Source organism: Georgenia thermotolerans (assembly GCF_009193185.1).
In the GTDB taxonomy this organism is placed as follows: domain Bacteria; phylum Actinomycetota; class Actinomycetes; order Actinomycetales; family Actinomycetaceae; genus Georgenia; species Georgenia thermotolerans.
Window position 1 is genome coordinate 37,620 of record NZ_VUKF01000007.1, and the last position, 20,715, is coordinate 58,334.

At 71.5% G+C, this 20,715-nt stretch carries 18 protein-coding genes; 14 read left to right on the forward strand and 4 right to left on the reverse strand.

What is annotated here, in order from left to right; all coding sequences use genetic code 11:
• Positions 1-3: 3 nt before the first annotated feature.
• Positions 4-939, forward strand: a complete 936-nt coding sequence (locus GD970_RS04815) for an HAD family hydrolase (RefSeq protein WP_152201463.1) — start codon at positions 4-6, stop codon at positions 937-939.
• A 10-nt stretch (positions 940-949) separates the two neighbouring features.
• Here the strand turns inward: GD970_RS04815 and GD970_RS04820 are convergent, their stop codons facing one another.
• Positions 950-2,578, reverse strand: coding sequence for a PucR family transcriptional regulator (locus tag GD970_RS04820; protein WP_152201465.1), 1,629 nt, complete (start codon positions 2,576-2,578; stop codon positions 950-952).
• Positions 2,579-2,692: 114 nt separating this feature from the next.
• Positions 2,693-4,189, reverse strand: a complete 1,497-nt coding sequence (locus GD970_RS04825; protein WP_152201468.1) for an NCS1 family nucleobase:cation symporter-1 — start codon at positions 4,187-4,189, stop codon at positions 2,693-2,695.
• 334 nt (positions 4,190-4,523) lie between these two features.
• Between GD970_RS04825 and GD970_RS04830 the strand changes: the two genes are divergently transcribed.
• On the forward strand, positions 4,524-6,050 hold the full coding sequence (locus GD970_RS04830; protein WP_152201471.1) for a CoA-acylating methylmalonate-semialdehyde dehydrogenase: 1,527 nt from the start codon (positions 4,524-4,526) through the stop codon (positions 6,048-6,050).
• 23 nt (positions 6,051-6,073) lie between these two features.
• Entirely contained in the window at positions 6,074-7,441 is a 1,368-nt protein-coding gene (locus GD970_RS04835) for an aspartate aminotransferase family protein (RefSeq protein WP_152201473.1), read from the forward strand.
• A 238-nt stretch (positions 7,442-7,679) separates the two neighbouring features.
• Here the strand turns inward: GD970_RS04835 and GD970_RS04840 are convergent, their stop codons facing one another.
• Positions 7,680-8,432 (reverse strand): DeoR/GlpR family DNA-binding transcription regulator, encoded by a 753-nt coding sequence (locus tag GD970_RS04840; protein WP_152201476.1) that lies wholly within the window; start codon positions 8,430-8,432, stop codon positions 7,680-7,682.
• A 214-nt stretch (positions 8,433-8,646) separates the two neighbouring features.
• Here GD970_RS04840 and GD970_RS04845 point away from each other — a divergent pair, with 214 nt between their 5' ends.
• The 11 genes from GD970_RS04845 (at position 8,647) to GD970_RS04895 (ending at position 20,231) form a co-directional block, all read left to right on the forward strand.
• The gene (locus tag GD970_RS04845; RefSeq protein ID WP_152201478.1) at positions 8,647-9,690 is read left to right on the forward strand and encodes a substrate-binding domain-containing protein; all 1,044 of its coding nucleotides are present in this window, start codon (positions 8,647-8,649) and stop codon (positions 9,688-9,690) included.
• A 61-nt stretch (positions 9,691-9,751) separates the two neighbouring features.
• The gene (locus tag GD970_RS04850; protein WP_152201481.1) at positions 9,752-11,266 is read left to right on the forward strand and encodes a sugar ABC transporter ATP-binding protein; all 1,515 of its coding nucleotides are present in this window, start codon (positions 9,752-9,754) and stop codon (positions 11,264-11,266) included.
• Positions 11,263-12,351 carry an ABC transporter permease gene (locus GD970_RS04855; RefSeq protein WP_152201483.1) on the forward strand — a complete coding sequence of 363 codons (1,089 nt, stop codon included), beginning with the start codon at positions 11,263-11,265 and terminating at the stop codon, positions 12,349-12,351. The genes GD970_RS04850 and GD970_RS04855 overlap by 4 nt, the downstream gene beginning before the upstream one ends.
• The gene (locus tag GD970_RS04860; protein ID WP_226925167.1) at positions 12,348-13,427 is read left to right on the forward strand and encodes an ABC transporter permease; all 1,080 of its coding nucleotides are present in this window, start codon (positions 12,348-12,350) and stop codon (positions 13,425-13,427) included. The genes GD970_RS04855 and GD970_RS04860 overlap by 4 nt, the downstream gene beginning before the upstream one ends.
• Positions 13,428-13,462: 35 nt before the next feature.
• Positions 13,463-14,464: a dihydroxyacetone kinase subunit DhaK gene (locus GD970_RS04865; RefSeq protein ID WP_152201486.1), complete on the forward strand. Its 1,002-nt coding sequence runs from the start codon at positions 13,463-13,465 to the stop codon at positions 14,462-14,464.
• A 5-nt stretch (positions 14,465-14,469) separates the two neighbouring features.
• Complete coding sequence (locus tag GD970_RS04870) at positions 14,470-15,096, forward strand: DAK2 domain-containing protein (RefSeq protein WP_170297214.1); 627 nt, start codon at positions 14,470-14,472, stop codon at positions 15,094-15,096.
• Complete coding sequence (locus GD970_RS04875) at positions 15,093-15,977, forward strand: NAD(P)-dependent oxidoreductase (protein WP_152201491.1); 885 nt, start codon at positions 15,093-15,095, stop codon at positions 15,975-15,977. Before GD970_RS04870 ends, GD970_RS04875 begins: the two co-directional genes overlap by 4 nt.
• A 220-nt stretch (positions 15,978-16,197) precedes the next feature.
• A complete protein-coding gene (locus GD970_RS04880; protein WP_152201493.1) occupies positions 16,198-17,205 on the forward strand; it encodes an ABC transporter substrate-binding protein in 1,008 nt (335 codons plus the stop codon).
• Positions 17,206-17,212: 7 nt separating this feature from the next.
• Positions 17,213-18,127: an ABC transporter permease gene (locus GD970_RS04885; protein WP_152201495.1), complete on the forward strand. Its 915-nt coding sequence runs from the start codon at positions 17,213-17,215 to the stop codon at positions 18,125-18,127.
• A complete protein-coding gene (locus GD970_RS04890) occupies positions 18,127-18,918 on the forward strand; it encodes an ABC transporter ATP-binding protein (RefSeq protein ID WP_152201498.1) in 792 nt (263 codons plus the stop codon). Before GD970_RS04885 ends, GD970_RS04890 begins: the two co-directional genes overlap by 1 nt.
• Positions 18,919-19,055: 137 nt before the next feature.
• Positions 19,056-20,231, forward strand: coding sequence for an acyltransferase family protein (locus tag GD970_RS04895; RefSeq protein ID WP_170297213.1), 1,176 nt, complete (start codon positions 19,056-19,058; stop codon positions 20,229-20,231).
• Positions 20,232-20,260: 29 nt separating this feature from the next.
• Here the strand turns inward: GD970_RS04895 and GD970_RS04900 are convergent, their stop codons facing one another.
• Complete coding sequence (locus tag GD970_RS04900) at positions 20,261-20,692, reverse strand: CoA-binding protein (protein WP_152201502.1); 432 nt, start codon at positions 20,690-20,692, stop codon at positions 20,261-20,263.
• Positions 20,693-20,715 lie beyond the last annotated feature (23 nt).

Sequence of the window (20,715 nt, forward strand, 5' to 3'; positions counted from 1 at the left end):
CGCATGACCGGCAAGCAGGAATCGGTTCGGAACGGCGCATCCGCCGGTCACGCGGGCCGCCCCCGGCCGCCGCGCCTGGTCGCCACCGACATCGACGGCACCATCCTGCCCCACGGGGGAGCGATCTCCGCCCGCACCCGCGCGGCCCTCCAGGGCTCCGTACGCCGGGGCGTGCCCGTGCTCCTCGTCACCGGCCGGCCGCCGCGCTGGCTGCCGCCCGTGCTCGAGGCCACCGGTCACCGCGGGCCGGTCATCTGCGCCAACGGCGCGGTGGTGCTCGACGGCCACAGCCGGGTCGCCACCGCCCACCCCATCTCGCCCGAGCACGTCCGCGAGGTGGCCGGCCGTCTGCGCGCGCGGGTGCCGGACGTGATCTTCGCCGTCGAGACCACCGAGGACCTCCGGGTCGAGAGCGGCTACCTCGAGCTTCGGGGACGACGGCGGGCGGAGGGCCTGGTGCCGAAGCTCCCGCCGCGGATCCGGCACGCCAGGCAGGTGGAGGACCTTCTCGACGGCGCCCCCATCGTCAAGGCCGTCGCCCTGAGCCCGGCCTCGCGCCCGGACGAGCTCCTGGCCCTGGGGCGGGCCCACCTGTCAGACCTCGTCGCCCCCACCCACTCCAGCACCGGGATGGCCCTGCTCGAGATGGGCCCGCTGGGGGTGTCCAAGGCCTCCACGCTGGCCGACGTCGCCGGGTCCCTCGGCGTCGCGCGGTCGGACGTGGTGGCGTTCGGGGACATGCCGAACGACGTGGAGATGCTGCGCTGGGCGGGGCGAGGCTATGCGATGAGCGGCGGCCACCCGGACGCGGTCGCCGCGGCCGCGCACGTCGCGCGGCCCGCGGCCGAGGACGGCGTCGCTCAGGTGCTCGAGCAGCTCCTCGACCTGGCAGGCGGCCCAACCTCCGACGAGCCGGTGTCACTGGCCGGCACCCACTAAGCGCGCCGAGTCAGCGCGCGGCGACGTCCTTCGCAAGCAGCGCCACGTGCAGCCCGGTACGGGTCTCGGCGTCGGCGAGGTCCGCGCCCAGTACCCGCTCGATGCTGCGCAGCCGCGCGTACAGGGCCTGCCGGCTCAGGTGGGACGCGCGCGCCAACGCCGCGATGTTGCCGCCCGCCTCGAGGTACTGGCGCAACACGTCCACCAGCCCCTCGCCGTGCTTGGCGTCGTGGACGAGCAGGGCCTGCAGCTCCCGCTCGGCGAAGGCGGTCACCCGGGCGTCGTCGCCGAGGAGCATGAGGAGGCCACGGATGCCGATGTCGGTGATGCGGTAGTAGGCGGGGCGCTGCCTTTCGGGCATGAGCGCCGCCGCGCGGGCGACGTACGCGGCTTCGGCCAGGTCGGCCCCCGCGCGCACGAGCCCGTCGCGCTCGCGGACCGTCGCCCGCACGTGACGCACCGGTGTGCCGTCCAGCGCCCGGGCCAGCCGGTCCAGGGTCGTGGTCTCGGTGAGCTTGCCGGTCAGGGCGACCAGGGCGCCCACGACGCCATCCTCGATCGGCGCCACGAGGGCGGACAGCCGGGCCGTCGCCGCGGCGGCAACGACGGTCTCGGCGAGCTCCTGGTCCCGCTGGGGGGCAGCGAGGATGCCAGACCCGTGCGCCGAGCCGTCGCGCTCGGCCGCCGGGCCCACCGGCGCGAGGCACACGGCCAGGTAGCGCGAGGCCGGTGCGAGGCCGAGCGCCCCGGCTGCGGCCCGCAGGTCCTCCTCGACGCCGCCGCGCGCGTGCAACAGCTCGCCAAGCAGACGCGCGTGGGCCCTCGCTCGCACGGAGGCGACGTCGCGCTCCAGAAGACGTGCGACGGCGAGCGCCTGGGCAGCGCGCTCGAGCAGCATCTGGGCGGCGGGTTCCGGCACGGCGGGGGAGCCGACGAGCACCAGGCGGCCCCACACCCCCTGCCGCGGGCCGACGTCGGTGACCAGCCAGCCCTGCTCGGGGGCCGCCCGCGTGCCCGCGCCCTCCGCGGCGAGCCGTGAGCGGGCGGACCAGTCGCGGAGAACCTCGCTCGCGGACGCCCCGGCGAGCGCGTGCGCCACCGCCTCGTGCCCGAGGTCCTCGAGGACGACGGCGGCGCCCGCCATCGCCGCCGTGCGGTCGACGATCGTCTGGGCGTCGGCGCCCTCGACACCGAACGCGGTGAACGCCTCGTGGACCTGGCGCGCGAAGGTCAGGAGGTCGTGCTGCTCGTCGACGATCTGGGCGTGCACCGCCTCGGTGATCGTCACGAACTTGACCACCTTGTGCAGCGCGATCACCGGAAGCTCAGCGTCCGCCGCCTCGGCCACCATGACGTCGGGCACCTTGGCGAAGCGCCGGCCCAGCTCGATGACGAGGGCCACCGCCCCCGCATCGACCAGCGCGCGGACGTAGCCGCGCTGCTCGCCGGGGTCGTCCGGAAGCGCGATGAGCGTGGTGAGCAGCAGCTCCCCGCCGGACAGGAGGCCTGTGGGATCCGGGCCTTCGAAGACGTGCACCCAACGCACCGTCCGGTCCACCCGGTCGGCGGCGCACAGCACCTCGGGATGGCCGGCCTGGACGGCCGGGGTGGCCAGCACCTGGCCGACGCTCACGGGCATGCGCCAGAGTGTATGAGCGACGCGCCGTCTGGCGGACACATTGGCCAGCGGCCTGGCGCGCGGCGGGACCACGCGAATGAGCCACACGGTATCGACGAGCGGCGCCCTCTCGGCCTACGGCAGGACCTCGGGCGGCTCGGCTTCGGCCAGCTGGCCCGGCGTCTCCCGCTCGAGGCTGGTGGCGGCGCGTACCGATGCCGCGATCGACGGGTCGTTGCGGGCGATGGCGTAGTGGACCGCTGCCGCCAGGCCCGCGCCGATGAACCACGAGAAGGGTGCCAGGACGGCGAACACGGGCACCAGGGCCACGATGACGGTGGGGATGGCGGCGAAGAGGAACGACACGACGGCCTTGGAGTTCCAGCCGCGCTTGTAGGAGTAGTAGCCGTCCTCGCGGAAGAGGTCCGCCACCACCACCTTCTGCCGACGGAGGATGTAGTAGTCGGTGGCGATGACGCCGAAGAGCGGACCGAGGACGGCGCCGAGCCCGCCGAGGAAGAGGTTCACGGCCTGCGGGTTGTTGTACAGGTTCCACGGCGTGATCACGAGGGCGACGACGGCCGCGATGAGCCCGCCCTTGCGGAAGTCGATCTTCGACGGCCAGGCGTTCGCGAGGTCGTAGGCAGGGGAGACGAAGTTGGCCACGACGTTGATGCCCAGCGTGGCGACGGCGAACGTCACGGCCCCCAGGAGGAGGGCGACCATGTTGTTCATGCGGCCGACGAGCTCGACCGGGTCGTAGATGTACTGCCCGTAGACCTGGAAGGAGCCGGCGGTGACGACCACGGAGACGATCGAGAACGCGATGAAGTTCACCGGCAGGCCCCACACGTTCGCCTTGGTGACGGCCCGGCGGGTCGGGGCGAAGCGAGAGAAGTCGCAGAAGTTGAGCAGGAGGGTGGAGAAGTAGGCCACCGTCAGGGCGATCGCCGCGAAGAAGGCCTGCGCCACGCCCCACTTGGCGACGCCGCCGGGAAGGGAGAACGAGATGTGCCAGCCGGCGGCGTTGAGGACGTAGAGCGTGAGCAGGAGCATGACGACCCACACGGCGGGCCCGGCCCAGTCCTGGAACCTGCGGATCGTCTCCATGCCGTTGCGCAGCAGGAGCAGCTGCAGCGCCCACATGATGAGGAAGGCGATCCAGCCGAGCGTCGACTCCCCGAGCAGGCTGTTGTGGGTGAGCCGCCCGAGGTCGGGCCAGATCCGCAGGGCGATGACGAGGACCGCCCGGGAGGCGAGCCAGGTCTGGATGCCGTACCAGGCGATCGCGACGAGGCCGCGCGTCAGCGCGGGCAGGTTCGCCCCGAAGGTGCCGAAGGAAATGCGCGCTAGAACGGGGTACGGCAGGCCCGTCTTCTGGCCCGCCCAGCCGCTGAGGTTCATCAGCAGGAAGACCAGGATGATGCCGACCACCAGGGCACCGAAGACCTGGAATCCGCCAAGCCCCAGGGCGAACAGCCCGGCGGCGAAGGTGTACCCGCCGATGGAGTGGATGTCGGACATCCACATGGCGAAGAGCGAGTAGAAGCCCCACTTGCGGTGCTCGGCCGGAGCGAGGTCCGCGTTGTAGAGCCGTGGGCTGAAGCCCGGGGGGACGTTGCTCGTTGACATGCGGGTCACCTCATCGTCGAGATGCGGGCCTTCCCCGGCCCCGGCCCTGGGGATGTCGTGTTGTGGAGGTCGTTCTCCGAGCGCATGATCCACCGCTGCGCCACAGTTGAGGGCCGGTGGTGTGCGGCCGAGGAGCTCAGCTGCGCGTCGCGCAGTTGTCAGCGTATTCCGCCCGATGGGGGCTGTCGCGCCTGGTCCGCGGCCGGGGCGACGCGTCCGCTCTCGGCGCCGACACAGTGTGTGAATGTCGGCCGACGGCGCGACACTATGCCGCTTCCCTGCACAGTCAGCGGTGACCACACTCGGGTCATCACCCGTGCCCGAAGGAGCCGCCATGACCAGCACGCAGACCACCACCCCCGGCACCGGCACGGTGCCGGCCTCCCACTGGCTCGACGGCAAGCCCTACGCCGGCGGCTCGACCCGCACCGGGGAGGTGTACAACCCGGCCACCGGCGAGGTGACCTCCCTGGTGGCGTTCGCGTCCGAGGAGGACGTCGCCGCCGCCGTGGCCTCCGCCACGGCCGCCTTCCCCGCCTGGCGCGACACCTCCCTGGCGCGGCGCACTCAGGTGCTCTTCGCCTTCCGTGAGCTGCTCAACGCCCGCAAGAACGAGCTCGCTGAGATCATCACCGCCGAGCACGGCAAGGTGCTCTCCGACGCCCTCGGCGAGATCGCCCGCGGCCTCGAGGTCGTCGAGGTCGCCTGCGGCATCGCCCACCTGCTCAAGGGCGAGATGACCGAGAACGCCTCCACCGGCGTCGACGTCTACTCCATCCGCCAGCCGCTCGGCCCGGTCGCGATCATCTCCCCGTTCAACTTCCCGGCCATGGTGCCGATGTGGTTCTTTCCGATCGCCATCGCCGCCGGCAACACCGTCGTGCTCAAGCCGTCCGAGAAGGACCCCTCGGCCTCCCTGTGGCTGGCCGAGCTGTGGGCCGAGGCGGGCCTGCCCGCCGGGGTGTTCAACGTCGTCCAGGGCGACAAGGTCGCCGTCGACGCCCTGCTCACCCACCCCGACATCAAGGCTGTCTCCTTCGTCGGCTCCACCCCGATCGCGAAGTACGTCTACGAGACCGCCACCGCGCACGGCAAGCGCGTCCAGGCCCTCGGCGGGGCGAAGAACCACATGGTCGTCCTGCCCGACGCCGACCTCGACCTGGCCGCCGACTCCGCCGTCAACGCCGGCTTCGGCTCCGCGGGGGAGCGGTGCATGGCCATCTCCGCCCTCGTCGCCGTCGGCCCGGTCGCCGACGACCTCGTCGCCAAGATCGCCGAGCGCGCCCAGGGGATCAAGACCGGCGACGGACGCCGCAGCTGCGACATGGGCCCCCTGGTCACCAGGCCGCACCGGGACAAGGTCGCCGGCTACATCGACGCGGGCGAGGCGGCCGGCGCCACCGTCGTCGTCGACGGCCGCACCGTGGAGCCCGACGGCGCCGCGGGCGGGTTCTGGCTCGGCCCCACCCTGCTCGACCACGTCACCCCGGAGATGAGCGTCTACACCGACGAGATCTTCGGCCCGGTCCTCTCGGTGGTGCGGGTGGAGACCTACGACGAGGCCCTGGCGCTCATCAACGCCAACCCCTACGGCAACGGGACCGCCATCTTCACCAACGACGGCGGCGCCGCCCGGAAGTTCCAGAACGAGGTCGAGGTCGGCATGGTCGGCATCAACGTGCCGATCCCGGTGCCGGTCGGGTACTACTCCTTCGGCGGCTGGAAGAACTCCCTCTTCGGCGACACCCACGCCTACGGCGCCGACGGCGTGCGCTTCTTCACCAGGACCAAGGCGGTCACCGAACGCTGGCTGGACCCCAGCCACGGCGGCATCAACCTCGGCTTCCCCCAGAACCACTGACGACGGCGACAAGGAGACTTTCCGTGCCCGCACCCACCGACCCGGTCGCCCGCCGCGCCTACGAGCTCGACCGCGCCCACGTCTTCCACTCCTGGTCCGCCCAGGGCGCGCTCGACCCCATGGTCGTCACCCGCGCCGAGGGCTCCTACGTCTGGGACGGCGACGGGAGGAGGTACCTCGACTTCTCCTCCCAGCTCGTCAACACCAACATCGGCCACCAGCACCCCAAGGTCGTCGCCGCCATCAAGGCCCAGGCCGACGTCCTGTGCACCATCGGACCGCCGTATGCCAACACCGCCCGATCCGAGGCCGCCCGGCTCATCGCCGAGCGTGCCCCGGAGGGGCTGAACAAGGTGTTCTTCACCAACGCCGGCGCCGAGGCGGTGGAGAACGCCGTGCGGATGGCGCGCCTGCACACCGGCCGGCAGAAGGTGCTGTCGACCTACCGCAGCTACCACGGCGCCACGACGACGGCGATCAACCTCACCGGCGACCCGCGGCGCTGGCCCAACGAGTTCGGCAACGCCGGATTCGTGCACTTCTTCGGCCCGTTCCTCTACCGCTCGCCCTTCCACGCCACCACCGAGGCCGAGGAGTGCTCGCGGGCGCTGGAGCACCTCGAGCAGGTCATCACCTTCGAGGGGCCGGGCACCGTCGCTGCGATCATCCTCGAGACCGTCCCTGGCACCGCCGGCATCATGCCCCCGCCGCCCGGATACCTCGCCGGCGTGCGCGAGCTGTGCGACCGGCACGGCATCGTCTTCATTGCCGACGAGGTCATGGCCGGCTTCGGCCGCACCGGGGCCTGGTTCGCCGTCGACCACTACGGGGTGACGCCGGACCTCATCACCTTCGCCAAGGGCGTCAACTCCGGGTACGTCCCGCTGGGCGGGGTGATCATCTCCGACGCGATCGCCGCCACCTTCGACGAGCGGGTCTTCCCCGGCGGGCTGACCTACTCCGGGCACCCGCTGGCCTGCGCCGCCGCCGTGGCGACCATCGTGGCCATGGAGGAGGAGCGGATCGTCGAGCACGCCGCCGAGATGGGGGAGCGGGTGATCGGCCCGCGGCTGCGGGAGATGGCCGAGCGGCACCCCGTCATCGGGGACGTGCGGGGGCTGGGCGTGTTCTGGGCGCTGGACCTCGTCGTGGACCGGGAGACCAAGGAGCCCCTGGCTCCGTACGGCGGATCCTCGCCGGCGATCGCCGAGCTCATGGGCGCGGCGAAGAAGGCCGGGCTGCTGCTCTTCAACAACTACCACCGCATCCACGTGGTCCCGCCGTGCACGGTCAGCGAGGCCGAGCTCGACGAGGGGCTGACGATCCTCGACGAGGTGCTGGCGCTCGCGGACGCGCACACCACGGCCGGGGCGGCGGTGGCTGCGTCGTAGGGACCCCGGCGAGCGATTGGGTAGCTTTCGTCAGGTTCAAGCCTGACGGAAGCTACCCAATCTGCTTGTTCTGCCCCCGGACGGCACCGCTCGGCATGTCGTCGCCGCCCCGGTCGCACGCCGCGAGCGCCCGCACCGCTCTGCGAGGCCGGCAGAATCCTCACGCGTCGGCTACGCCGAAGCGGTGTCCGGCGAACGCGGACCGGGGCACGACCCTGCGCCTCGGCCCCGGTGGTGCTCAGTCCTTGCGCGGGGTCACCCGGATCAGCGGGACGGGGAACCGCGCCGCCCGGATCGGGTCGAGCGTGTCGTCGGTGATGCCCGCCGTGAAGCTCTCGAACCCGAACACCTTGAACAGCGCCTCGCGGCCGAACTTCGTCGAGTCGGCGACGAAGAAGGCCTCCGAGGCGATGGAGCGCATCTTGCGCTTGAGCTCGATGGCGTAGCTGCTGGCCGCGTAGATGCCGTCGTCCATGACGGTGCCGGCACCGAAGACGGCGACGTTGACCCGCATGGTGTCGAGCTGCTGGATCGACGCCGGGCCCCACATCGAGGTGCTGGTCGGCAGCAGCTCCCCGCCGATGAAGACGAGATTGATCTGCGGCTTGGTGGAGATCTCCAGGCCGACGTGCAGGTCGTTGGTCACCACCGTGAGGCGGTTGTGGTGGAGCGCCCGGGCGACCTCGAGGCACGTGGTGCCGCTGTCGAGCAGCACCGTCTGCCCCTCGTGGATGCGCTCCGCCATCGCCGCCCCGATGGCCCGCTTCTCGGGCAGCTGCGGGTCGTGGTCCGGGGGAGGCTCGGCCTGCTCCCCGGCGCCGGCCGGCGCGGCGGCGCCGCCGTGGGTGCGCACCACGACGCCGTCGGCCGCGAGGCGGTCGAGGTCGCGCCGGATCGTGGAGCTGTCCACGGCGAACCGCTGCGCGAGGGTGGTGACGCTCTGGAAGCCGCGCTGCTCGATGAGCTCGGCGATCTGCTGGCGGCGCGACATCGTTGACCTTCCGCTTGACCTGGGCGAACAGTAGCAACCTGCACGACTCCGTGCGCATGGCTGCCTGGATTCGTGCACATTCTTGCACGACTTGTTGGACTTTCAGACGGGAGCCCCCTAATGTGTGCGGCAAGTCAGGGAATCTGACGCACGAAAACAGGAATCGCTGCGCGGACACGGGGGTTCCCGCGCACCATCACGAGGGAGTGAACGGATGAGGAACAAGCGCGCCGCTGGCGTTGTCGCCGCGGGTCTCGCCACCCTGCTCTTGGCCGCCTGCGGGTCCGTCAACGACGGTGCCGCCGCGAGCGGCGACAAGGCCTCGAGCGGCGGCAGCGGCTCGGACCAGACGATGGTCACCGTCGTGAAGGTCAAGGGCATCGCCTGGTTCGACCGCATGGACGAGGGCGTCGTCGCCTACGGCGAGCGGACCGGCATCGACACGCGCACCGAGGGCGGTGACGACGTCTCGCCGGAGAAGCAGATCCAGATCATCCAGGACCTCATCGCCCAGAAGCCGACCGCCATCACCGTCGTGCCGAACTCGCCCGAGGCGCTCTCCGCGGTCCTCAAGCAGGCTCAGGCCCAGGGGATCAAGGTCGTCGCGCACGAGGCGACCGGCATCGAGAACGTCGACATCGACATCGAGGCGTTCGACAACGCCGACTACGGCATCGACATCATGGAGAACCTCGCCCAGTGCATGGACGAGGAGGGCAAGTACGTCCAGTTCGTCGGCGGCCTCACCGCCAAGACCCACATGGAGTGGGTCGGCGCCGCCTACGACTACCAGACCGAGAACTACCCGAACATGACGCGCGTCGAGACCCCGATCGAGAGCACCGACAACGAGACGGCCGCGTACGAGAAGGCCAAGGAGATCCTCGCGAAGCACCCGGACATCAAGGGCTTCCAGGGCTCCGCCGGCAACGACGTGCCGGGCATCGCCCGCGCGATCGAGGAGGCCGGCCTGGAGGACAAGGTCTGCAACATGGGCACCTCGATCCCCTCGGCCGCCGCGAAGTACCTGGCGACCGGCTCGATCGACAAGATCTTCTTCTGGGACCCGGCGCTGGCCGGCGAGGCCCAGCTGGAGATCGCCCGCATCCTCGCCGACGGCGGCACGATCGAGGAGGGCACCGACCTGGGCATCGAGGGCTACACCAGCCTCAAGAAGATGGACGGCTACGACAACGTCTTCGTCGGTGACGCCGGCATCGCGGCCGACGCCGAGGCCGCCAAGCAGTACAACTTCTGATCCCACAGGCGCGGGGCGGGCGCAGCGGCCCGCCCCGCGCCGGTGCTGAGAGGCGCACGGCATGACAACCACGGCCCGTTCGGGCACCCCTGCACCCGTCCTCGAGGTGCGCGACATCGTCAAGACGTTCGGTGGCGTGACCGCCCTGGGTGGCGTCTCGCTCGACCTGCGACCCGGCGAGGTGCTGTGCCTCGCCGGCGAGAACGGCTGCGGCAAGTCCACCCTCATCAAGATCATCTCCGGCGCGGAGAAGCCCGACGCCGGCGCGATCGTCGTGGACGGCGAGTCGTTCGCGTCGATGGACCCCACCGACGCCATCAAGAGCGGGATCCAGGTCATCTACCAGGACTTCTCGCTGTTCCCCAACCTCACGGTCGCCGAGAACATCGTCTTCACCTCGGCGGTCGGCGCGCGGCGGCGGTTCTTCAACCCGCGCGCCGCGCGCCCGGCCGCCCAGCGGATCATCGACGACCTCGGCCTCGCCCTCGACCTGGACGCCGAGGTCGGCACCCTGTCGGTCGCGGACCGGCAGCTGACGGCGATCTGCCGCTCCCTCGTCAACGAGGCGCGGGTGATCGTCATGGACGAGCCCACCACGGCCCTGACCCACACGGAGGTCGCGCACCTGTTCGCGATCGTCGAGCGGCTGCGGGCGCGCGGGGTGGCGTTCATCTTCGTCTCCCACAAGCTCGACGAGGTCCTGGCGATCTCGGACCGGGTGACCGTGCTGCGCTCCGGCAAGCACGTCGTCACCGCCCCGGCCGCCGACCTCGACCCCCGCGCGATCGCCCAGCACATGACCGGGCAGGAGGTCGACGACTCGCGCCGGGTCACCGAGCTCGCCCCCGGCGCCGCGCCGGTGCTCGAGGTGGAGGGGATGACCCTCCCGGGCGCGTTCCACGACGTCTCCTTCACGCTGCGCCGCGGCGAGATCCTCGGCCTGACCGGCCTGCTCGGCTCCGGCCGCACGGAGATCGCCGAGTCCCTCTTCGGCGTCCACCCCTACGAGTCCGGGACGGTGAAGGTCGACGGCGTCCCCACGACGGTGCGCCGCATCGACGACGCCATCGCGGCCGGCATCGGGTACGTCCCCGAGGACCGCCTCACCCAGGGCCTGTTCCTCGAGAAGTCCATCGCCGACAACATCATCGCCAGCTCCGCCGAGGGGCACCGCACCCGCTGGCGCACCCTCGACAAGCGCGCGATCCGCTCCACCATCGACACCCTGTTCCGCCGCCTGCGGGTCAAGGCGCCGAACGTCCAGGCCCCCGTGCGCTCCCTCTCCGGCGGCAACGCCCAGCGCGTGGTGCTCGCCAAGTGGCTCGCGCGGCGGCCCAAGGTGCTCATGCTCAACGGGCCGACCGTCGGCGTCGACGTCGGCTCGAAGTCCGAGATCCTCGACATCCTGCGCGCCCAGGCCGCCGAGGGCATGGGCGTCATCGTCATCTCCGACGACGTCCCCGAGCTCGTCGCCTGCTGCCACCGCGTCCTCGTGGTGCGCCACGGCCGCATCGTCGAGGAGCTCGCCGGCGAGGACGTCGACGTCGACAGCATCCGGAAGAAGGTGGCCGCATGAGTGCGGACAGGTCCAGGGCGGCACTGCTGCGCCGCCTGCGCGGGCGGAACAACGAGGGCGTCCTCGTCCTCGTCCTGCTCGTGCTCGTCATCGGGATGTCGATCGCCAACCCGGTGTTCTTCTCGCTCCCGACCGCGTTCGGCATCCTGCGCAGCGCGATCGTGCCGATGATCTTCGCCCTCGGGGTGCTGCTGGTCATCATCTCGGGCGGCATCGACATGTCGTTCGCGGCGATCGCGGTCTTCGCCGCCTACACCACGATCAAGCTGCAGCTGGCCGGCGGGTACGACCTCGGCCTCGTCGGCGCCTTCGTCATGGCGCTGGTCCTGGGGGCCGCCCTGGGGGCGATCAACGGCTTCATCATCGCCAAGTTCCGCCTGCCGACGATGATCGTCACGCTCGGTACCCGCGGCATCTTCACCGGGGCGCTGCTCACCTACGTCGGCTCCCGCTACATCGCCGACCTGCCGGGTGGGATGGCGTCGGTCTCGACGACCAACCTCGTCGCCGTGACCTCCCCGACGGGCAACGCCTACCTGCACGTCATGGTCGTCCCGGCCATCCTCCTCGCGGTCCTCATCGCCTGGATGCTGCGCCGGACGATGTTCGGCCGCAGCATCTACGCCATCGGCGGCGACGCCGAGGCCGCCCGCCGCGCCGGGATCCGCGTGGTCCGCACCCAGGTCTGGATGTACGTCCTGGTCGGGATGATGGCCGCCGTCGGCGGCATGATCTACATGATCATGGGCCGCAGCGGCACCCCGCAGGAGCTGGTCGGCGACGAGCTGGACATCATCGCCGCGGTCGTCCTGGGCGGGGCGTCGATCTTCGGCGGCCGCGGCTCGGTGACCGGCACCGTGCTCGGCGTCCTGCTCATCCAGGTCATCAACAACAGCCTCATCCTCGCCGGGGTGCCCAGCGCCTGGCAGCGCACCGCCGTCGGCCTGCTCCTCGTCATCGGCGTGGGCGTCCAGGCGATCGCCGCCCGCCGCTCCGCCCGCCGGATCCGCACCATCGACGAGTCCGACGACGCCGCGGCCGGCCCGGCGACGACCCCCGTCCAGCACGAGAAGGTGACGGCATGAACGACGCCCAGCAGCCGATGCGACGGCTCAACCGGTCCGTCGACTCCCGGTGGAAGGACCTGCTCTCCACGGTGCACGTGGACCGCAGCGCGCGGCGGATGCTGCTGCTCGTCGTCGCGGCGTTCGCGCTGTTCACCGTGCTCAACCCGGCGGTGTTCCTCGGCCCGATCAACCTGCAGAACATCGCGCTCGCCTCGCCCGAGGTCGGCGTGCTCGCGCTGGCGATGATGCTCGCGATGCTCACCGGCGGCATCGACCTCTCGCTCGTGTCCATCGCGAACCTCACCGCGATCACCATGTCGACGCTGTACACGGCCATCGCGGCCGGCGACCCGGCCCGGGCCGAGCAGCTGTTCCCGGTCATCCTGCTCGTGGGCGTCGCGGTGGGCGTCCTGGGCGGGTTCCTCAACGGCGTCCTCGTCGCCTGGGTCGGCATCACCCCGATCCTCGCGACGCTGGGCACGATGCAGATCTACAACGGCATCGCGGTGGCCTGGACCGGCGGCAAGACCCTCTACGGCGCCCCGGCGGGGCTGACGGCCTTCGGGCAGTCCACGGTCGGCGGGATCCCCACCCTGTTCGTCGTCTTCATCCTCGTCGCCCTGGCGATCGGCCTGCTGGTCAACCGCACGCCGCTGGGCCTGAAGGTGACGCTGCAGGGCGCGAACCCGATGGCCGCGCGCTTCTCCGGCATCAACAGCTCCCGGGTGCTCATGAGCACCTACCTGACCACCGGCCTGCTCGGCGGCATCGCCGGGGTGCTGTTCCTCGCCCGCAACCCCACCGCCTCGGCGGACTACGGCGCCTCGTACGTGCTGCTCGTCGTGGTCATCGCCGTCCTCGCCGGCACCAACCCCAACGGCGGCTTCGCCACCGTGCTCGGCGTCGTCCTGGCGACCCTCACCCTGCAGATCGTCCAGAGCGGCTTCACCGCGGTGCGCCTGTCGGCCTTCGAGTACGCCATGGCCCAGGGCGTGATCCTCGTGGCGGTGATGGTCTTCGACCAGGTCAAGTGGCGGCGGCGACGCCGGCCGGCACCGCCCGTCGGCGCGGTCAGCGCGACGACCACCGCGTGAGCGTCCTCCAGAAAAGCTTCGACGAAAGGAACGTCATGAGAAAGATCATCAACAAGCCCGAGAACTTCGTCGACGAGATGATCGAGGGCATCCTCCTGGCCCACCCCGACCAGGTGAAGACGCCGGGGGAGGACCCGCGGATCCTCGTCCGGGCGGACGCCCCCGTCGCCGGCCAGGTCGGCATCGTCACCGGCGGCGGCTCCGGCCACCTGCCGCTGTTCAAGGGCTACGTCGGCAAGGGGCTCGCCTCCGGGGTGGCGATCGGCAACGTCTTCAGCTCGCCGAGCTCCCAGCAGGTCTTCGAGGCCACCAAGGCGGTCGACGGCGGCCGCGGGGTGCTCTACCTGTACGGCAACTACGGCGGCGACGTCTTCAACTTCGACCTCGCCGCGGACCTGGCCGAGCTCGAGGACATCGAGACCCGCACCGTGCTCGGCCGCGACGACGTCGCCAGCCAGCCCAAGGGTCGCAAGCACGACCGCCGCGGCGTGGCCGGCATCTTCTTCGCCTACAAGGCCGCCGGCGCCGCCGCCGAGCGCGGCGACAGCCTCGAGGAAGTCGCCGCGGTCGCCGAGGACGTCGTCGAGCACACCGCCACGATGGGCATCGGCCTGTCCCCGACGATCCTGCCGACCACGGCGGAGCCGAGCTTCGACCTGCCCGACGGCGAGATGGAGATCGGCATCGGCATCCACGGCGAGCCCGGCATCCACCGCGGCCCGCTGGAGACCGCCGACGAGATCACCGACCGCCTCGTCTCCGCGCTGGTCGAGGACCTCGACCTCACCTCCGGCGACCGGGTGGCCGTGCTCGTCAACGGGCTGGGCGCGACCCCGCTGGAGGAGCTGTACGTCATGTACCGCCGCGTGCACCAGCTGCTCGCCGACCGCGGCGTGACCATCGAGCGCCGCTACGTCGGCGAGTACGCCACCAGCCTGGAGATGGCCGGGGCGTCCATCTCGCTGCTGACGCTCGACGACGCCCGCCTCGCCCTGCTCGACGCGCCCGCCGCGTCCCCGTTCTTCCAGGAGGTCTGATCATCATGCAGTCCACAGAGCTCGTCGGCGCCATCCAGCGCAGCCTGGCGGAGCTGGTCACGTACGCCGACGAGCTGCGCGACCTCGACCAGGCGCTGGGCGACGGCGACCTCGGCATCACCGTCTCGCTCGGCGCCAACGCGGTCATCGAGGCCCTCGACGCCATCGCCGAGGACGCCCGCCCCGCCGAGATCGCCCGCGCCGCCGCCAAGGCGTTCGCCAACGCCAACCCCTCCACGATGGCGGCGCTGGTCGCCGGCGGCCTGCTCGCCGGGTCCAAGGCGTGGGCCGACGTCGAGGACGTCGACGTCGCCGCCGCGGCGACCTTCGTCCGCGCGGCCGGGGACAACATCGCCCAGCGCGGCAAGACCCAGCTGGGGGACAAGACGATCCTCGACGCCATCCTGCCCGCCGCCGACGCCCTCGCTGCCGCGGCGGACGGCCCGGCCGGTCTGGAGGACGCCATCGCCGCGGCCGAGAAGGCCGTCGTCGAGACCCGCGACCTGCAGTCCCGCCGGGGCCGGGCGTCCTGGCTGCAGGAGCGCAGCATCGGCCTGCAGGACCCGGGTGCCACGGCGATGCTGCGGTTCCTCCAGTCCTGGCAGAAGGCCGCGGCGGTGGTGGCGCGATGAGCGCCGTCGCGGTCCTCGGCCTGGGCACCATGGGCCGCGGCATGGCCACCAACCTGGTGGCCGCCGGGCACGAGGTCACGGTGTGGAACCGCACCCCCGGGACGCGCCCCGAGGTCCCCGGCGCCCGCGCGGCGGCGTCGATCGCCGAGGCCGTGCGCGGCCAGGACGTCGTGCTCTACTGCCTGTCCGACGACGCCGCGGTGCGCGCCGTCTCCCTGGGGGAGGACGGGGTGATCGCCCACGTCGCGGCCCCGACCGTCGTCGTGGACATGTCGACGATCTCCGCGGCGCTCAGCGACGAGGAGCACGCGGCCTACGCCGAGCGGGGCGTCGCCATCCTCGACGCGCCGGTGTTCGGGTCCAAGGGCGAGGCCGAGGCCGGCGGGCTGTGGGTCGTCGTCGGCGGCGACGCCGAGACGTTCGCCCGTGTGCGCCCCGTGCTCGAGGCCGTGAGCGAGTCGGTGCACCACATGGGCCCGGCCGGTTCCGGCGCGCGGATGAAGCTCGTGGGCAACCTGCTCGTCGCGGCCCAGCTGCAGTCCCTCGGCGAGGGGCTCACCCTCGCCCGGGCCGCCGGGCTGGACCTGGCCAAGGTGCTCGAGGTGGTCGCCGTGACGGACTTCCGCACGCCGATCTACGACGGCGTCGGCGCGGCCGTGCTCGCGGACGACTACGCCCCGAACTTCGCGCTGCGCCTCATGCGCAAGGACGTCCGGCTGATCGGCGAGCTCGCCGCGCAGGTCGGCGCGCCGGTGCCCGGGGCGATGGTCGCGGCCGAGACGCTCGACGCGGCGATGACCGCGGGGCTGGGGGAGCTCAACGCCTCGGCGCTCATCAAGGTCCTCGCCGGCTGGGCGGAGGTCGACCTCGCCCAGCGCTGAGGTCGCGAGGCTGATGATGGTGCGGCGGGTGGCGTGGCCACCCGCCGCACCTCCGTCTGTGGGGCCCCGGTTCGCCGACACGTGAGACGAACGCGCCCCACTTATTGGACGGTCCACTACAGTTTGCCCCCACACGGGGCCGCCAGGTCCCAGCGCCGGACCCCCCGACCGGCGACCGAACGATGGGCCACAGTCGGCCCGCCTGTCCGGAAGGATCCCCATGAAGCGCTCGACGACGAGCATCCTCACCGCGGCACTCGCGGCCACCGCCCTCACCCTCTCCGCCTGCAGCTCCGGCTCCAAGGCAGACACCGACGCCGCCGGCGGCAAGCAGGACGCCGTCGAGATCGGCATCACCCAGATCGTCTCGCACACCTCCCTCGACGCCGCCCGCGAGGGCTTCAAGAAGGCGCTGGCCGAGAACGGCTACGTCGAGGGCGAGAACGTCACCTACGACGAGAAGAACGCCCAGGGCGACCAGGCCACCGCCACCTCCATCGCCAACAAGTTCGCCTCCGACGGCAAGGACCTCGTCCTGGCCATCGCCACCCCGACGGCGCAGGCCGCCGCCCAGGCGATCACGGACATCCCGATCCTCATCACCGCGGTCACCGAGCCCGCCGAGGCCGGCCTGGTGGACAGCTGGGAGGCCCCCGGCGGCAACATCACCGGCACCTCCGACCTCAACGCCGTCGAGGAGCAGCTCAGCCTGGTCAAGGAGCTCGCGCCGGAGGCGAAGACCGTCGGCGTCGTCTACTCCTCCGGCGAGGTCAACTCCCAGGTGCAGGTGGACCTGGCCGAGGAGGCCGCCAAGAAGCTCGGCCTGACCCTGAAGCTGAGCACCATCACCGCCTCCGGCGAGGTGCAGCAGGCCGCGAACTCCCTCGACGTCGACGCCTTCTACGTCCCCACCGACAACAACGTCGTCTCCGCGCTCGACGCCGTCCTCCAGGTGGCCGAGACCAAGCAGGTGCCGGTCATCGTCGGCGAGGGCGACTCGGTGGCCAACGGCGGCGTCGCCACCTACGGCTTCGACTACGAGCAGCTCGGCTACCAGACCGGCCTCATGGCGGTGAAGATCCTCAAGGACGGCGCGGACCCGGCCGAGATGCCCGTCGAGAAGCCCACCGACCTGCAGCTGTACGTCAACCCCGCCGCCGCCGAGCGGATGGGCGTGACCATTCCGCAGAAGCTGCTCGACAGCGCCGACGTCACCGTCGAGGAGTAGACCGCGCATGATCGGCGCCCTCGAGCTGGGACTGATCTACGGGCTCATGGCCCTGGGGGTTTACCTGACGTTCCGGATCCTCGACTTCCCGGACCTCACGGTCGACGGCAGCTTCACCACCGGCGCCGCCGTCGCCGCCATCCTCATCGTGGGCGGCACGAACCCCCTGCTCGCCACGCTCGCGGCCATCGCCGCGGGCCTGGCGGCAGGGGCGATCACCGGGATCCTGCACACCAAGGGCAAGATCAATCCGTTGCTCGCCGGCATCCTTACCCAGGTCGGCCTGTACTCGATCAACCTGCGGATCATGGGCACCTCCAACCTCTCGCTCCTGCGGGAGGACACCCTGCTCACGCCGCTTCGTGAGGGCGGCCTCATGGGCACCGCGGTGGCGGTGGCGATCTTCGCCGTCGTCGCCCTCGTCTTCAAGGTGCTCCTGGACTGGTTCCTGCACACCGACCTCGGGCTCGCGCTGCAGGCCACCGGCGACAACGCGGAGATGATCCGCAGCTTCGGCGTGAGCACCGACCGGATGAAGGTGCTCGGGCTGGCACTGTCCAACGGCCTGGTGGCCCTGTGCGGGGCGCTCATCGCCCAGTACCAGGGCTACGCCGACATCGGCATGGGCATCGGCCTCATCGTCGCGGGCCTGGCCTCGGTGATCATCGGCCAGGCGATCTTCGGCAGCCGGACCATCGTCATCGCCACCCTCGCGGTGGTGCTCGGCTCGGTGGTGTACCGGGTGGTCATCCAGCTGGCGCTGATGGTCAACCTGGACCCCAACGACATGAAGCTGATCTCCGCCGTCCTGGTGGTCGGCGCGCTGGTGCTGCCCCAGTGGAGCGGGTCCTGGCGGATCGGCTCCCGGCTCGGGGTGCGCCGCACCCAGGTCGCCGGGACGACGACGAAGGTGGACGCCTGATGCTGCGCCTCGAGAACATCACCCAGACCTTCTTCGCCGGCACCGCCAATGAGCGCGTCGCCCTGCGCGGCGTCTCGCTCGCGCTCGAGCCGGGGGAGTTCGTCACCGTCATCGGCTCCAACGGCGCCGGCAAGTCCACGCTGCTCAACGTCGCCGCCGGCAAGCTGCGCCCGGGCACCGGCACGGTCACCGTCGACGGCACGGACGTCACGGCGCTGGCCGACCACCAGCGCGCCCGCGACGTCGCCCGCGTGTTCCAGGACCCCATGGCCGGCACCGCCCCGGACATGACCATCGAGGAGAACCTCGCCCTGGCCTACGAGCGGGGGCGGCGGCGCGGTCTTCGCCGCGGGGTCACCGCCGCCAAGCGCGAGCTCTTCGCCCGCGAGCTGGCCACCCTCGAGCTGGGCCTGGAGACGCGGCTCAAGGCCAAGGTCGGGATGCTCTCCGGCGGGCAGCGCCAGGCGCTGTCGCTGCTGATGGCCACCTTCAGCCGGCCGAAGATCCTCCTGCTCGACGAGCACACCGCCGCGCTGGACCCCCAGCGCGCCGAGCTCGTGGCCCGGCTGACGGCGGAGGCGGTGGAGCGTCACCGCCTCACCACGCTCATGGTCACCCACAACATGGAGCAGGCCCTGCGCCTGGGCACGCGGCTGGTGATGATGCACGAGGGCCGGATCATCCTCGACCTCGACGCCGCCACCAAGGCGACCACCACGGTGGCGGACCTGCTGGGGGAGTTCGAGAAGATCAAGGGCGCCCGGCTCGACGACCGGACGATGCTGCAGTAGGTCACACGTCCGGGCCCGGATCGCTCGGGCCGGCGCTCACCTCGTCCTGCAGCGATCGACGCCGCAGTCATTCCGGCCGTGATCGAATCGTGACTTTCCGGATGCGGATGGACTAAGTCCGTCTTAGCGTGGCCAGGGTGGTGACCGTCCTGAGCCCTGCAGTCCCAGAGTCGGCGGCCGCGACGTCGGCGCGTTCCCGCCCGCGCCTGTACGCCCTCGACGGGCTCCGCTTCCTGGCCGCCGCCGGGGTGGTGCTGTATCACTTCACCGCGCGCTGGTCCCAGGTGTGGGGCGACGAGCCGGGCCACGTCTTCCCGGGGCTGGGCCACGTCAGCATGTACTTCTCGCTGGGCCCGGAGCTGTTCTTCGTCATCTCCGGCTTCGTCATCCTCATGACGGCGTGGGGGCGCGACGTGCCGCACGTCGTCGCCTCGCGGGTGGCGCGGCTGTACCCGGGCTATTGGATCGCGGTCATCGCGACGTCGGTGCTGCTGCTGTGGATCTGGCCGGGCGGCAAGGACATCACCGTGACCGAGGCGCTCGTCAACCTCACGATGCTCCAGTCCCTCTTCGAGGTCCGCCACGTCGACGGGGTGTACTGGACCCTCTGGGTCGAGCTCCGGTTCTACCTGCTCATGATCGCGCTCGTCGCCTGGGGCATCACCCGGCGCCGGCTCCTCTGGTTCTGCGCGCTGTGGCCGGTGGCCGCCCAGGTCGTGCTCGAGCTGGGCGGCCCCAACGCCGTCGCGACGGTGCTGCTGGACAAGTACGCCCCGTACTTCGCCGGCGGCATGCTGCTCTACCTGCTGGACCGGGACGGCCACGCCAAGGCGCCCTGGCTGCTGCTCGCGCTCAACGTGGCGCTGGCGCTGCGCAACAACGTGCCCTGGCAGATGCACGCGCTGACGGCCAACACCGTCTTCACCCCGAACCCGTGGGTCCTCGGGCTCGCCACTGTGGGCTGCTTCGCCGCCGTCGCGCTCGTCGCCCTCACCCGCGTCCAGCACCTGCGCTGGTCGTGGCTGGTGCCCCTGGGGGCGCTGACCTACCCGCTCTACCTCATCCACGAGTACTGGGGCTGGTGGGCTATCGCCCAGCTCGCCCCGCATGCCAACCGCTGGGTGGTCCTCGCGGCGGCGATCGGCCTCGCCCTGGCCCTGGCCTGGGGCCTGTACCAGGTCGAGAAGCGCGTCGGGCCGCCGATGCGCCGCAGCATCGACGCGGGACTGCGGCGGCTGCGACGTCCGGTGGAGGTGCCGGAGCGGCGCACTGCCCTGGTGCCGCGCGGGGTGACCTCTCGCCCGGCGGCGTGACCTCCCGCCCGGCGGTGTGACGCCGTAGCTCAGGCGATCCCGAGCCGGGGCGCCTCGATGGCCGGGCAGGTGTCCATGACGACGTCCAGGCCGGCCGCGGCTGCCCGGGCGGCGGCCGCCTCGTCCACCACGCCGAGCTGGAGCCACACTGCCCCGGCGCCGATGGCGATGGCCTGGTCGACGATCGCGCCGGCCAGCTCGGAGCGGACGAAGACGTCAATGACGTCGATCCGGCCCGGCACGTCCGCCAGGGCGCGGTAGGCGGTCGCCCCGTGCACCGCCTCCGCGCGCGGGTGCACCGGGATGATCTCCATCCCGAGGTCGCGCTGGATGTAACGCGCCACGCCGAAGGCGGTGCGGGCGGTGTTCTGCGAGAGCCCGACGACCGCCCACCGGCCCGGGGTGGTGAGCAGTCGACGGATGACCTCGACGTCGTTCACGTGATGGGTGGCCTGGCTCATGGGCTCAGCGAACCACCTTGCCG

What these genes read in the sequence shown, in the direction of transcription:
- GD970_RS04825 (WP_152201468.1), bottom strand. Translation starts at nt 4,189, where the DNA reads ATGTCAACGAGCAACGTCCCCCCGGGCTTCAGCCCACGGCTCTACAAC.
- GD970_RS04815 (WP_152201463.1), top strand. Translation starts at nt 4, where the DNA reads ATGACCGGCAAGCAGGAATCGGTTCGGAACGGCGCATCCGCCGGTCAC.
- GD970_RS04865 (WP_152201486.1), top strand. Translation starts at nt 13,463, where the DNA reads ATGAGAAAGATCATCAACAAGCCCGAGAACTTCGTCGACGAGATGATC.
- GD970_RS04840 (WP_152201476.1), bottom strand. Translation starts at nt 8,432, where the DNA reads ATGTCGCGCCGCCAGCAGATCGCCGAGCTCATCGAGCAGCGCGGCTTC.
- GD970_RS04855 (WP_152201483.1), top strand. Translation starts at nt 11,263, where the DNA reads ATGAGTGCGGACAGGTCCAGGGCGGCACTGCTGCGCCGCCTGCGCGGG.
- GD970_RS04890 (WP_152201498.1), top strand. Translation starts at nt 18,127, where the DNA reads ATGCTGCGCCTCGAGAACATCACCCAGACCTTCTTCGCCGGCACCGCC.
- GD970_RS04900 (WP_152201502.1), bottom strand. Translation starts at nt 20,692, where the DNA reads ATGAGCCAGGCCACCCATCACGTGAACGACGTCGAGGTCATCCGTCGA.
- GD970_RS04875 (WP_152201491.1), top strand. Translation starts at nt 15,093, where the DNA reads ATGAGCGCCGTCGCGGTCCTCGGCCTGGGCACCATGGGCCGCGGCATG.
- GD970_RS04850 (WP_152201481.1), top strand. Translation starts at nt 9,752, where the DNA reads ATGACAACCACGGCCCGTTCGGGCACCCCTGCACCCGTCCTCGAGGTG.
- GD970_RS04880 (WP_152201493.1), top strand. Translation starts at nt 16,198, where the DNA reads ATGAAGCGCTCGACGACGAGCATCCTCACCGCGGCACTCGCGGCCACC.
- GD970_RS04870 (WP_170297214.1), top strand. Translation starts at nt 14,470, where the DNA reads ATGCAGTCCACAGAGCTCGTCGGCGCCATCCAGCGCAGCCTGGCGGAG.
- GD970_RS04830 (WP_152201471.1), top strand. Translation starts at nt 4,524, where the DNA reads ATGACCAGCACGCAGACCACCACCCCCGGCACCGGCACGGTGCCGGCC.
- GD970_RS04820 (WP_152201465.1), bottom strand. Translation starts at nt 2,578, where the DNA reads ATGCCCGTGAGCGTCGGCCAGGTGCTGGCCACCCCGGCCGTCCAGGCC.
- GD970_RS04885 (WP_152201495.1), top strand. Translation starts at nt 17,213, where the DNA reads ATGATCGGCGCCCTCGAGCTGGGACTGATCTACGGGCTCATGGCCCTG.
- GD970_RS04845 (WP_152201478.1), top strand. Translation starts at nt 8,647, where the DNA reads ATGAGGAACAAGCGCGCCGCTGGCGTTGTCGCCGCGGGTCTCGCCACC.
- GD970_RS04860 (WP_226925167.1), top strand. Translation starts at nt 12,348, where the DNA reads ATGAACGACGCCCAGCAGCCGATGCGACGGCTCAACCGGTCCGTCGAC.